Origin of the sequence: Spiroplasma citri, from assembly GCF_001886855.1 — a bacterium.
GTDB lineage: Bacteria > Bacillota_I > Bacilli_A > Mycoplasmatales > Mycoplasmataceae > Spiroplasma > Spiroplasma citri.
The window spans coordinates 1167863-1180588 of the sequence record NZ_CP013197.1; the positions used below are offsets into that span (position 1 = coordinate 1167863).

The 12726-nt window shown below is 23.2% G+C and carries 21 protein-coding genes and 1 pseudogene; 19 read left to right on the forward strand and 3 right to left on the reverse strand.

The genetic code is table 4. The features are described 5' to 3' along the window. Nucleotides 1-218 precede the first annotated feature (218 nt). Complete coding sequence (locus SCITRI_RS06750; RefSeq protein ID WP_071937720.1) at nt 219-1226, reverse strand: rolling circle replication-associated protein; 1008 nt, start codon at nt 1224-1226, stop codon at nt 219-221. A gap of 193 nt (nt 1227-1419) precedes the next feature. Continuing rightward, nucleotides 1420-1929, reverse strand: coding sequence for a hypothetical protein (locus tag SCITRI_RS06755; protein WP_071937721.1), 510 nt, complete (start codon nt 1927-1929; stop codon nt 1420-1422). Nucleotides 1930-2160: 231 nt separating this feature from the next. Here SCITRI_RS06755 and SCITRI_RS06760 point away from each other — a divergent pair, with 231 nt between their 5' ends. The 12 genes and pseudogenes from SCITRI_RS06760 to SCITRI_RS06805 all read left to right on the forward strand — a co-directional run bounded on the left by SCITRI_RS06760 (nt 2161) and on the right by SCITRI_RS06805 (nt 8482). Further along, on the forward strand, nt 2161-2787 hold the full coding sequence (locus SCITRI_RS06760) for a PTS transporter subunit EIIC (protein WP_071937722.1): 627 nt from the start codon (nt 2161-2163) through the stop codon (nt 2785-2787). Between the two features lie 306 nt (nt 2788-3093). Further along, nucleotides 3094-3303 (forward strand): DUF2649 family protein, encoded by a 210-nt coding sequence (locus SCITRI_RS06765; protein ID WP_071937723.1) that lies wholly within the window; start codon nt 3094-3096, stop codon nt 3301-3303. 4 nt (nt 3304-3307) lie between these two features. After that, on the forward strand, nt 3308-4051 hold the full coding sequence (locus SCITRI_RS06770) for a hypothetical protein (RefSeq protein ID WP_237237877.1): 744 nt from the start codon (nt 3308-3310) through the stop codon (nt 4049-4051). 91 nt (nt 4052-4142) lie between these two features. After that, on the forward strand, nt 4143-4319 hold the full coding sequence (locus SCITRI_RS11615) for a hypothetical protein (protein ID WP_237237878.1): 177 nt from the start codon (nt 4143-4145) through the stop codon (nt 4317-4319). Beyond that, entirely contained in the window at nt 4312-4674 is a 363-nt protein-coding gene (locus SCITRI_RS06775) for a hypothetical protein (protein WP_237237875.1), read from the forward strand. The genes SCITRI_RS11615 and SCITRI_RS06775 overlap by 8 nt, the downstream gene beginning before the upstream one ends. After that, entirely contained in the window at nt 4674-4910 is a 237-nt protein-coding gene (locus SCITRI_RS06780; protein ID WP_071937724.1) for a hypothetical protein, read from the forward strand. The genes SCITRI_RS06775 and SCITRI_RS06780 overlap by 1 nt, the downstream gene beginning before the upstream one ends. 12 nt (nt 4911-4922) lie before the next feature. Beyond that, complete coding sequence (locus tag SCITRI_RS10800) at nt 4923-5699, forward strand: hypothetical protein (protein WP_071937725.1); 777 nt, start codon at nt 4923-4925, stop codon at nt 5697-5699. A gap of 29 nt (nt 5700-5728) precedes the next feature. After that, a complete protein-coding gene (locus SCITRI_RS10805) occupies nt 5729-6325 on the forward strand; it encodes a spiroplasma phage ORF1-like family protein (protein WP_071937726.1) in 597 nt (198 codons plus the stop codon). Between the two features lie 228 nt (nt 6326-6553). Beyond that, a complete protein-coding gene (locus SCITRI_RS10230) occupies nt 6554-6991 on the forward strand; it encodes a hypothetical protein (protein ID WP_071937727.1) in 438 nt (145 codons plus the stop codon). 41 nt (nt 6992-7032) lie between these two features. Next, nucleotides 7033-7104, forward strand: a pseudogene (locus SCITRI_RS12605) (hypothetical protein); the annotation flags it as partial. A gap of 246 nt (nt 7105-7350) precedes the next feature. Continuing rightward, nucleotides 7351-7596: a hypothetical protein gene (locus SCITRI_RS10235; protein WP_071937728.1), complete on the forward strand. Its 246-nt coding sequence runs from the start codon at nt 7351-7353 to the stop codon at nt 7594-7596. Nucleotides 7597-8113: 517 nt separating this feature from the next. Beyond that, nucleotides 8114-8482 carry a hypothetical protein gene (locus tag SCITRI_RS06805; protein ID WP_071937712.1) on the forward strand — a complete coding sequence of 123 codons (369 nt, stop codon included), beginning with the start codon at nt 8114-8116 and terminating at the stop codon, nt 8480-8482. Between the two features lie 653 nt (nt 8483-9135). Here the strand turns inward: SCITRI_RS06805 and SCITRI_RS10240 are convergent. Further along, nucleotides 9136-9312 carry a hypothetical protein gene (locus SCITRI_RS10240; RefSeq protein ID WP_157092876.1) on the reverse strand — a complete coding sequence of 59 codons (177 nt, stop codon included), beginning with the start codon at nt 9310-9312 and terminating at the stop codon, nt 9136-9138. Nucleotides 9313-9542: 230 nt separating this feature from the next. Here SCITRI_RS10240 and SCITRI_RS06815 point away from each other — a divergent pair, with 230 nt between their 5' ends. The 7 genes from SCITRI_RS06815 (at nt 9543) to SCITRI_RS06840 (ending at nt 12715) form a co-directional block, all read left to right on the forward strand. Further along, on the forward strand, nt 9543-10550 hold the full coding sequence (locus tag SCITRI_RS06815) for a rolling circle replication-associated protein (protein ID WP_071937730.1): 1008 nt from the start codon (nt 9543-9545) through the stop codon (nt 10548-10550). Nucleotides 10551-10945: 395 nt separating this feature from the next. Then, entirely contained in the window at nt 10946-11269 is a 324-nt protein-coding gene (locus tag SCITRI_RS06820) for a hypothetical protein (RefSeq protein ID WP_071937731.1), read from the forward strand. A 1-nt stretch (nt 11270) separates the two neighbouring features. Next, a complete protein-coding gene (locus SCITRI_RS06825) occupies nt 11271-11768 on the forward strand; it encodes a rolling circle replication-associated protein (RefSeq protein WP_071937732.1) in 498 nt (165 codons plus the stop codon). Then, nucleotides 11761-11895, forward strand: coding sequence for a hypothetical protein (locus SCITRI_RS12205; protein ID WP_257785674.1), 135 nt, complete (start codon nt 11761-11763; stop codon nt 11893-11895). Before SCITRI_RS06825 ends, SCITRI_RS12205 begins: the two co-directional genes overlap by 8 nt. Before the next feature lie 65 nt (nt 11896-11960). Continuing rightward, nucleotides 11961-12188, forward strand: a complete 228-nt coding sequence (locus tag SCITRI_RS06830) for a hypothetical protein (protein WP_071937733.1) — start codon at nt 11961-11963, stop codon at nt 12186-12188. Beyond that, complete coding sequence (locus tag SCITRI_RS06835; protein ID WP_071937701.1) at nt 12188-12379, forward strand: hypothetical protein; 192 nt, start codon at nt 12188-12190, stop codon at nt 12377-12379. Before SCITRI_RS06830 ends, SCITRI_RS06835 begins: the two co-directional genes overlap by 1 nt. A 132-nt stretch (nt 12380-12511) precedes the next feature. After that, entirely contained in the window at nt 12512-12715 is a 204-nt protein-coding gene (locus tag SCITRI_RS06840) for a hypothetical protein (protein WP_071937734.1), read from the forward strand. Nucleotides 12716-12726: the final 11 nt, after the last annotated feature.

The following is a 12726-nucleotide window of genomic DNA, read 5'->3' on the forward strand; positions in this document are numbered from 1 at the left end:
GTGGTAGGAAACCTTTATTGGTTTGAATACTTAAATATAACTAAATATTATTAAATGTTATATATAATATTCTAATTTAATTTTACACAACAAAATAAATATGTCAACTATTACATATTTCATAACAAAAAATAAATTTATTTATAAATTTATATCCTCAACTTGTTTTTTTTTTTTTTTTTGCTTTAATTAATTATGTGGTATAGGTTGTGGTAGGTCTATACTGCACGATTAGTACTTTCCATTTGGAAGGTACTTTTTTTAATGTACCTTTGTTTACCTAAATTAAGGTATTTATCAAATTTTTTTCGCGTTCGGTATATGTCTAAATTAGATATTTTTTTGAAAAACCGAAATATTTTTTTATCATATGGAACATATTCTTCCATTTGTCAAAAATAGTCTTTATTTCAATCACTATCAATGCTAACACCCATTAAATAACCATCTTTATTATTAAACATAAAATTATGTTTTGTACCTTTTAATGAAGCGATTAATTCCATTTCACACATCTCAATAACACCAACTTTAACAATAGGGTCGGTACAATTAGCACTAAAACGATATGCTTTGGTATTTAAGTCATAAATATTTTTACTTTTTTCTTCGCTTTGTGCTTTTACAATATATTTAGCAACATATTTACTAACAAATTCATTTGTACCAGTTTTAACTGGTAAATTTTTATTATATCCATAAGGTCAGCATTTTCTAACTACTTTATTAGGGATATATTCACTAAATATGATATGAAAGTGAACTGCTCCCCGCTGTTGATATTCATAAGCAACTAAATATTTTAAATTTTCATATTTATTCTTTTTATATTTAGAAAAATGATACTTTATTTTTTTAATAAATAACTTAAATTGATGATTGGCTTTTTTAACATCTTGTAAATTTTCAGCATAAGTTAAAGTTGTAAAACCTAAATTTTGACAACCACTAAAATTATGAATTGCTTTACGAATACAATTTGCTTGTGAACGAACACGACTATTTAATAATTTAGTTTCATTTTCACCAGTATTTTTAATACCAGTTGAATTGCCTTTACCAAATTTATTAATACATTCTAACGGTAATACAATCGTTTTAATATAAGGACCATAATATACTTTTTTAACATAATATTTTTGATTAACAAAATTACTACTATCAATATAAGGTCTGTATAGAACTTCTCCAGTCAAACGATTATAAGGATTTATATTTACATTCATTTTTTATTTCCTTTCTAAAACAAAAATAAAAAAACATTTACTTATATTTAAAGTTTCGTGGTAGGAGACCTTTATTGGTTTGAATACATTAAACATTTGAATAAATGTTTTTTTATTCTAAGTTAATTAATTTTTTTAATTTTTTATACTGTTAATTTAATTAAATTTTTATTTTAAAAATAAATTTAAAATACTATTGTTTAAATAAATTAATGAAATTACCAAAATCATCTATAGTAAACATAACACCATTATCACTTTTTACTAAAGGATTAGCAAAAATTTGACAAACTGTAGTCAAAAAATTACTATAAAAACCTTCATTTCCTTCTATTTTTGATATAAAACTAAGCTCATTATCACCATTAATTTCTTTTAATCTTAATTTTAAAAAATTAATCATATTAATAATTTTTGTATTAAAATCTGGCACTCTTTTATTAATTAAAAATTTATTTAAATTTTCAATTGTTGTTGAAGATAAAAAGATAATTCATTCTGCAAAAAAATGTTCTTTTGTTTCTTTATTTTCATATATAATATCTTTTAATATTTTATCTTCTCCACCAGTAAAAGAACTACTACTTTCTCCTTTAAAAAAATTTAAATTTTTATTATTTGGCATCATTGCCATTAATGGTGCTACTCCGCTTGTTGTTATTACTGTTGCTCCGATTAAACTTAATATTTTTTTTATAGACATAATACTACTCCTTTCGTTTTATTTATATGTATTTAATATACATAATTTAACTATATTTAATTATTTTTATCTTGTCAAATGTTCTTTTTTTGCTTTTCTCCAGTTGTGTTACTTAATAAAAATGGTACCATACTTTTCTAAAATTGGAAGTTAACGAAATTTATTAGGAATTAGAAATGGAATTATTGCATCGTTACCTTTGCAATTTTTGGTTCAACAATTGCAGTTGAAATGTATCGCATATGTGTTAAATATCGAATTACAATTTGTTTGCCTAAACAGGTTCCTGAAGCAGTCGGAAACTCATTCCTAGCATTAGTTCCAATTATGTTTATTGCCATTATTATTGCTATCATTGTTGTCTTTTTAATTACTTTTTTATGATGATTTGGAATTCATGGGGGGAGCTTAGTTCAATCTGTTACTCGTCCATTTCGAATTATTGCGTTAGATGAAAATCAAAATGCATTGCAAAATGGGAATTTAATTCAAAATGATTTTGTTGAACCATTTTTTCAGTGGTTTGCTCAATATGGTGGGGCTGGTTCAACAATTGGATTAGTTATTATTGGTTCAATTATTGCGAAGTCTAAACTAGTAAAAACAACGACCCGAACATCTTTAATTCCGAGTATTTTTAATATTAATGAACCAATTTTATTTGGATTACCAATTTTAGTTAATCCTTATATGTGAGTGCCATTTGTTTTTTCACCAGTTGCTGGAGCAATTGTTGGTTTTGGGGCTCAAAAAGCAATGGGAATAAATTGAGTTTTGCATCCGTTCCATGGACACTTCCGGGCCCAATTGGTGCATACTTTGCCTCAGGGGGACAAAATGACAAGCGATTATTACTAGTTTAATTGTTTTAGGAGTATCGCTTGCAATATGGCTACCATTTGTGCTTTGGTTTGATCGGGTAACTACTAAACGAGAAACTGAAATAACAAATCAGAAAGAGGTGAAAATTAATGGATAAAATAGAACAATTAGTTAATTATTCTTTTAGTCTAATAACATATGGGGTAATGCCAAATCGTTAGCATTAAAAGCATTGGCAAAAGCACAAACAAATGAATATGGTGTTATATTTGTTGTATTTTTAATACTTGTTTTTGGGGTGTTATTTTTAATTTTAAGTTGTATTTTTAGGTGGATAAAATAATGGACTGAAATATTTTTTTGCAACGAGTATATCAAGGTCTTTTACAAATTTTTTATTTTATTCCGAAAACTGAAATTGATAACTTTGTCGGTAGTTCTATTGATAATATTACTTATTCAGTAATTATGATAGGTGTTTGATTAGTTGTTTTTTTTCTAATTTGGTTATCAATATTTATTTTATATAAAACAATTAGATTGGTGGTGTAGATATATGTTTAAAAATTATTTTAAATTATTTAAAAGACAAAAAAATATTAAGTTTTCTTATTGATATGTAAATTGATTTATGGCAAATATTTTGTTTTATTTTTTTATTGTTTGTTTTAATTTACAGTTTATATATTTTAGTTCTACATCAGTTATAGATATTATCTTTTTTATTTTTTTAGTAATTTTTGATATTATTTTCTTTTGGTCTTTTTTTAGTGATCTTTTTCAAACACGGAAACTTGTTAAAATTGTTAAAAGTAGTCCAATATCAATTATTAACGGTGCTTTGGGTACTGGTAAAACTTTATTGATGACTTATTTATCGCAAATTGCTAAATTTGATAATGTTTATTCTAATTATTTTATTAATGATGAAAAAATTGGAGTTTTAGGTTTAAACCATTTAGATTTTAAAAATAAAAAATATAAAATACCGCCAGATGATAGTTTAATTTTATTTGATGAAATATTTTTATATATAAATGGTACAAACCCTAAGGAAAATGATAAAAAATTTAGTGGTTTAAAAGCATATTTTTTATTATGTCGTCAGTTTAATAATAATATTATTTTTGCCGGACAACGAATTAATCAAAATTGAGTCGAATATAGAGAAATTGCTAATATGATTATTGTTCCTATGCAATGTATTCCACCTAGTATATTTTTTCCTTATTTTAAAATGAAAATAGGTTTTTTTTGATGATTTAGATGATTATTTAATATGAAAAACGGAAACGGTTAAACGAACAGCAAACGGTAAAAGAGTTCGTAAAAAATCTAATAAAAATATTGGTATTAATTTTGTTAAGATAAAAATTCCTTTATCTATTGCAATGCAATATGATAGTAAATATTTAAAGTTTGTACGTGATTTAAAAAATGATAAAGTACCAAGTTATACTAAGCAAAATTGACCTAGTATTGTTAAAAAAGATATTACGCTTAATGAATTACGAGAGATGGGAATGGAACATTTATTAAAGAATTTAGGAGAGTTAGAAAATGATTAATTTACTTGCTAATGATGTATGAAATGATGCCATTAATGTTGTAGTTGATATTTTTATGAAAATAATGGATTGAATGTGAGCATTAAAATTACCAGGTACAAATATTCCTTTATTTGTAATTTGAGTAATTGGTGGTGTTATAAATGTTATCTTTTTGTTAGTTAATAGTTCTCGTGGTTTAAGTTCAGTTTCTCGTGCAAGTTTAGAAGCAAGTTCTAATATTGCCAAAGGTGTTAAGGGTACTGTTTCATTTTCATATAAATCTGGTAAAAAAGTTGGTAATTATGTTGGTACTCGTTCAGCAAATAAAAAGGCAAGAATGTCAGCAAAAATAAATAAGGAGAATGATAAATAATGTTAAAGTTAATATTTTTCTTTGTTATTGGTTTAACCGTTGGGTTTGGCTTTATTGCTAATATTGTTGTGGCAACAGATTTAGGTTTTTCTACTGTTAAAAATTATTTGGAGTCTGCTAATGATTTTTATAAATTAGTAGCACAGTTATTTATTATTGCGACACATCCTATTTTCCAGTTATATATGGCGTTTGGAATTATTATTATGGGTATTAGAATTATTTTTATTGTTTAGGGGGTCAAAACAATGCGAAAACGATTATTAGATATATTTATTATTTTTTATTTAATATTTGGTTGAATATTTCTTTTTTGTAGTGTTACAGCTGTAAATTTTATTAGTAATGTTTGTAAAATAGAAACAAGAAATAATGATAATTTTAGTGATTTAACTTATGCAAAAGCAAATGAGTATGATTTTCAGTCTACTTTAATGTTGCGACAAGATTATTTTATGCAAGGTTTAGACCCTAGTAATTATGCATTTAGTTTTGGTGTTGAAATTCCTTTTATTCCAAAAGTGAGTGTTGATAAAAATGATAGTAATTATTGATTTAATAAAATTAAAAATGCTGCTTGAAATTATTTATTAAGTTGAAACCCGAAAGATATTTCTAAGGGTTTTTGGGGTAAATTAATTATTAATTATGAAACCCCAAATAAATTGTTAGATATTTTTATTTATAAAAACAATATAAAATATGAATTTACTTTTAATTGAGAAATTATACAATATTTATTTATGCCAATTATTGCCAATCAGAGTTATAAACATTTTGATATGAATTATTTAGTTTTAAATTTTAATTATAAAGAATTGATTAATATGGATATTCTTAAAAAATCTAACAGTAATTATTTTGTTAATGATGTTAAACAAAATTTTTATTCGTTGGATAATTTATTTCAAGTTTTAGATTATTTTTATTCTAATGTTTTAAGAGTTATATTTGATATTTCGAATTTTAGAGAATGTATTTATTTTACATCTAATAATGGTAATTTAGGTTTTGTTTTTTTGTAAAAAATGGTTTTTTATTATATCCAAAATCAATGGTTTTTAATATTTTAAGATTTCCTGATACAGATATTTATTATTTAAAACCACAAGTGCAATTGTATAATGCTTATACGATAAATAGTACTAATGATTATTTTTCTTATTATTCAAATTGAGATTATAAGACTGATATTTTACCTTCTAATAATGATAAATATACTCAATCAATAAAATTATTAGATATGACAGATAGGTCAAAATATCAAGGTTTTAATTTAATTAGATTTAATACAACCAGATTAACAGAAGATAGGTCTATTTCAATTAATGGTTTTAATTTTAGTCTTTATAATGCTACTGATTGAAATGGTGAACTTAATGATGGAAAAATTTGACAATTACCTTATAAAAAAGGTGCTTGATACCGTTTAGATATTCATATTGAAAATGCGGCAATTTGGATTGTAAATAATTTGCCTGGTATGAAAGAAATTTATAAATTTGTTAATGGAATAGTACATGTGTTTAGTAATGTTTCTGAATTGTTTAATAATATTGGTAATTTGTTTGCTTTTGATATTACATTTAAAATTATGTTAAGTTCTATTTTAGTTTTAGCAATGGTTAACGGACTTTTACGCTATTTTTAATAGTAAAAATAATGTTGTTGGTAAAAAAAGTAAGGTGGTGTGGTGGTTTATCCACGCACCACCTTACTTAAAGGGGTAAAAGTCGCGGAGCGACTTAGGGGCGAAGCCCCTTTCCTTGATTAACTAACACAACTGTCCCAAAGCAAAAATAACTCAATAAAATCAAGGTTTTAAAATTTAGTTTTTATAAAAAAATCATCAAAAAATTTAATGAAAGGAGGTAAAAAAATGGAAAATAATATAAATACAAATGCATACAATCGTTTAACGAAAGAAAATTTATATAGACCATATATTGATAATAGTAATTTTATTAATAAAAAATACTATGTTAAAAAAGTATACTATGGTAATTATGTTAAAAATATTGTTCTACCCTTAGAATGTGTTGATAGTTTTGGTAAAGGCAATTCAACTGGTATTAAGAATACTGGTGAAAATGAAACTAAATTAGTAAATAGTCGTGTTCGTTCCCAAGGTAATTGTATCCGTAAGGCAATTCATAATTTTAGTGATTGCAAAGAATTAGGTTTTTTAACATTAACTTATGCAGAAAATATCCAAGATATTAAAAAAGCGAATCATCATTTTAGATTATTTATAAGAAATTTAAAATATCATTTTTCTAAATATAAAAAAATACTTTTAATAATCTTAAATATTTAGTTGTTTATGAATATCAAGAAAAAGGGAGAATACATTTTCATATAATATTTAATAGATTTATTAGTTCAAATTTAATAAGAGAATATTGACCTTATGGAATTAATCATAATGAAAAAGTTAAAAAAAATACAAATAATTTTGTTATTAAATATTTAACTAAATATTTTGTTAAGTCATTATCTAATAATGAAAGACAAAAAAAGGAACTTTGCAAAGAATTTGATATTCCTTACAAAAAGCCTAAAAAAGTATCAGAAGTTAAATTAAAAAATATTTATGACTTAAATACTAAAGCATATCGTTTTAGTGCTAATTGTACCGACCCTATTGTTAAAGTTGGTGTTATTGAAATGTGCGAAATGGAGTTAATCGCTTCATTAAAAGGTTCAGAAAATAAATTTATGTTTGTTGATAAACAAGGTTATATAATGGGCGTTAGCATTGATAGTGTTTTAGAAAATGATTACTTTTGACAAATAGAAGAATATATCCCATTTTACCGAAAACAATATCAACATTGAAAGAAACAAAAATTATTCTTTGAAAATTATAAAAAACGGCATAAAAAAAGTATTAGTTCAAACAACAATTTACTAATACAATAAAAATTAAATATTGACATTTAGATTATATATCTAAAAGTAATTTTTGTCATTAATATTTTAATAAATATTAATTTTTCAGCGTGTTTAAATAAACAAAACTGATATAATAAAAAAGTAGAGTTCTTAATGAGTGTGAGCTCTACACTTTTATTTTATAGTAATTTTATAAATATTTGACTTTAATTTAATTATGGTATATAAGTAAATTATTAAGTCATTAAAAGAAATAATGGTTTAATATTTAAGTTGATAAACAACTTTATACACTCATAAATAATTAAATAATTTTCTCTTTTTTTAATTTACTTTTATTTTGTAAATTAAATTATAATTTTTTGTTATTTAAGTTTGTTTATCAGTAGAACAGATAATATTTTATTAATTTTATTAAAGACAAATAATTTAAATATAAATGTGTGTGTCTTAGCAAATTATTTGTATTGTAAAAAATAATAAACACTATTTATAAGTCTGATTATTATATTATTCAAAAATAGAAATGTGGTGAATAAATAATATGAACGACCGTACTAAAAAGATTAATATTACTGAATATGAAGAAATTTTTAAAATTGATGAAAACTTTAAAGACAAAAACATTATATCGTTTTACTTACCAATGTCTTTAAAACATTATTCTAAAATAATTCAAATAAGAGATAAGATTAAAACTTGGTCTTTTTCCGAAGCAGTAAGATATTTAATTGATAATTGAGATATTAACGATATCTTAGAAATTGATAAGTCATTTTATAAAAAATTAGTTTCTAAAACAATAAAAATAACTCCTATTCAATATAATAAATTGCTTCACTTACAAGACACTTATAATTTACAATCTTTATCTAGTGTAATGTGTCAATTAGTAAACAATTACAATATATAATTTAACATAAAAATTAAACAAAATAATAATGGTTAGAATAATATAAAAATGTTGCTTCTCTGCCGACTGTTAAATATTGGCGTGTCAAATGGTATTTAATAAAGCAAAATGTAGGATAAATAAATGTGTGTAAATCTTAATGAGTGTGATTTTTTTTAATTATTGATTAAATAAATGTAAATTAATTTAATGAATAGTTGGAAAAAAGAAAATATGATATATAATAAAATCATAAAAACTAAATTATGCTTTATGGTACCAGTATAAAGTGTTATAATCTTTATGAGAAAAAACATCAAAAATAATCTCAACATTAAAACATAGATTACTGGTACTAGTCTATGTTTTTTTTGTTTGTATAAAGCGTTTTAAGAGGTAAATTAGACACTAAAAGTAAGCAGTCATAAAAAAAACCTAAAAGTAAAAGCAGATACAAATACATACACAGACAAAGAAAAAAACAGATAAGCAAACACCACGGTGCAAAAAGTTTATCTTTGCCCGTGTGTTGTTTGCTGGGTGAATGGTTGCCCGCAGGGCAAGCAGAGGGCTTTAGCCCTTTTACTTGATTAAGTAGCACAACGGGAGAAAAGGAAAAATAATACAGAGTAAATTAAAAAACTCTGTATATTAAACAGAGTTTTTAAGAAAAATTAACTAATTTTTAAAATATATCCTTTATCAGTAGCAACAAAAACCACGGTCTTTTGTAAATTACCAATATTTTCGTTAGTTGTGGTAATAGAAACTATTTTTCCATATTTTTCTTCTTCTATTTTCCCTAAATTTTTTATACTTTTTATTCCACTTGGTCGATGAACTAATTGCATAACAATTCCTCCATTTCTATGATTAATTAATCTTAATAATTTTATCATTAATGAAAACGATAAAAAATTAAATAAATTGACAATATAAAAAATAAAAATATAATTTAACTTAGAATAAAAAAACATTTATCCGAATGTTTAATGTATTCAAACCAATAAAGGTTTTCCACTACGAAACTTTAAATATAAATAAATGTTTTTTTATTTTTGTTTTAGAAAGGAAATAAAAAATGAATGTAAATATGAATCCTTATAATCGTTTAACGGGAGAGGTTTTATATAGACCTTATATTGATAGTAGTAATTTTGTTAATCAAAAATATTATGTTAAAAAATTATATTATGGACCTTATATTAAAACAGTTGTTTTACCTTTAGAATGTATTAATAAATTTGGCAAAGGAAACCCCTTAGGTATTAAGAATATTGGTGAAAATGAAACTAAACTATTAAATAGTCGTGTTCGTTCCCAAGCAAATTGTATCCGCAAAGCAATTCATAATTTTATTGGTTGTAAAAATATGGGTTTTACCACTTTAACTTATGCTGAAAATATGCAAGATATTAAAAAAGCAAATTATCATTTTAAATTATTTATTAAAAAAATAAAATATCATTTTTCTAAATACAAAAAGAATAAATATGAAAACTTAAAATATTTAGTTGCTTATGAATATCAAAAACGCGGAGCAGTCCACTTTCATATTATATTTAGCGAGTATATTTCTAATAAAATAATTAGAAAATATTGACCTTATGGACTAAATAAAAATTTACCGGTTAGAAATGGCACAAATGAATTTGTTAGCAAGTATGTTGCAAAATACGTTGTAAAAGCATATAGTCAAGAAAAGTCAAAAAATATTTATGACTTAAATATCAAAGCATATCGTTTTAGTGCAAATTGTACTGACCCCATTGTTAAAGTTGGTCTTATTGAAATGTGTGAAATGGAATTAATTGCTTCATTAAAAGGTACAAAACATAATTTTATGTTTAATAATAAAGATGGTTATTTAATGGGGGTTAGCATTGATAGTGATTGAAATAAAGATTATTTTTGGCAAATGGAAGAATATGTCCCGTATGATAAAAAAATATTTCGGTTTTTTCATAAAATATCTGATTTAAATAGATACCGAATACGGAAAAAATACGATAAATACTTTAATTTAGGTAAACAAAGGTATATAAAAAAAAGTACCTTCCAAATGGAAAGTACCAATTGTGTAGCATAGTTCCACTACGACCTATACCACAGTTTTCATTATATATATATATATATATATATGCAAGAGATTAAGTTTAATAATTTAAAAAATTATGGAATTAATATATTTTATTTTAATTATATTAATTGACATATTGATTTTGTTGTGTAAAATTAAATTAGAATATTATTTATAACATTTAGTTATATTTAAGTATTCAAACCAAAATAAAGGTTTTCCACTACGAAACTTTAAATATAAATAAATGTTTTTATTTTGCATTTATATTTACATTCATTTTGTATTAATTTTTTATTAAATTAGTTTTTATTTTTTAACATTTATTTTATTAATTTTATTTAAAGTTTTAAACCTTGTGAAACCTTTATTTACATATATGTAAATGAAAGGAATTTTTAGTTATGTTTAAAGTTTATTTAAGTGATATTAAGTACAATCAAGTTATTAAAGATAAGTCAAATAAAGAAAATTATTATGATGTATATACATTTTTACGAGTTGAAGGTAAAAAAATAGTTGGTAAAGAATACCAAGATAAATGAGTTCGCAAAGATAGTGAATTTCAAAATAGTTTGCCCGAAATGATTGAAGGTAGTTTTTATTATGTAGAAATTGGTTTTAACGGTAAAATATCAAAAATATTGCCTTATGAAGAAAATTATAACGAGCAAGATTTTATTAACAAATATTCTAGTAATTCAGTAATAACAGAAAGCAATAATTAATATGTTAAACGATAAGAAATTAAAAAATAGTTGTTATCGTTCACAAAATAAATGTATTAGTAAGGCAATTTATAATTTTAGTGAATGTAATAATTTAACACTTATTACTCTTACTTTTAAAGAAAATATTACTGATTTTAAAATAGCAAATTATCAATTTAAGTTATTTATTCAAAAAATAAAATATCATTATCAAAGTGATTTAAAATATTTAAAAGTTTATGAATATCAAAAACGCGGAGCAATACATTTCCAGATTATTTTTGATAAATATATATCAAGTAAAATTATCCGAAAATGTTGAAATTATGGAATAATTAAGAGTTTATCAATAAATAATAAATATATTGATTTTATTAAATATTTTGTTTATAGGTATATTACAAAACCATTAATTAAAGAAGAAACGCAAAAAGTTTATGATTTAAACATTAAAGCATATCAATTTAGTCGTAATTGTAAAAACCCCAAAGTAAAAGTTGGTGTTAATTATGAATAAACAACAGTTATGTATGGTTTGTGTTAATGATACTGTTTGAGAAAATGGGTCTCGTTATTGTTGAAATTGTGTTAATAAAAATGTTGTTTTAATTAATCAATGTTATTCTAGGTTAGATAATGACTAAGAAAAAATCAGATTGTTATTTATGTAATAGGCAAGATATTATTTGTCCTAAACATAAAAAATAAAATGAAAAAGCAAACTAAGTTATATAAACAAAGATTACAATATTTGGTTAATGTTATTCATCAATGTTTACCTACTAAAATACCTTTATTTATGTTAAGAAAAGTAATTAAGTTATATCTTAATCATAATGTTATTGATATTGGTGTTATGGAAGAACAACATTTTAAATTATTAGTGGAGCAAGTCAAAAATTATATGTTAAATATAGAAAGTAAAGGTGATAATTAATGACCGTAACGACTGTTTTTGCAACAATTATTTTAGTAATTGCAATGTTAATGTTATTAGTTTTTTTAACAGTTAATACAATATTTAAGTTTAAAAATAAGTATTTAATTTGTCCGCATTGTTCTAAAAAAGTAGAATTTAAAGAATGAGGAAAACGAAAAATTAAAAAAGCAGATAAGTCTGTTGAATAAGTTAATATCAATGAAATACCTTCGCAAGTATAAAAATTGATTTTAGTTTTTAATGTTAATTACTAAAATCAAGGTTAGAGTATGCGAAGGTTTTATTATTAAATAGAAAGTGTTTTAAGTGAGGTGTTATTAATGAATTTAAATTTATTAACGGGCGATGCTGATGTTATTAAGCAAATAGCGGATTTTGCTGCTATTCTTGCTAATTGAGCGATTGCTTTTACTAACTGATTTATTACTTTTTTAGGGTCACATATGTTATTAATTATTCCGTTAGTTTTAATGTTTGTGGTTTTAGGAATTGAAACAATCAGAAAGTTAATTCACGGATATTAATATTTAATAAT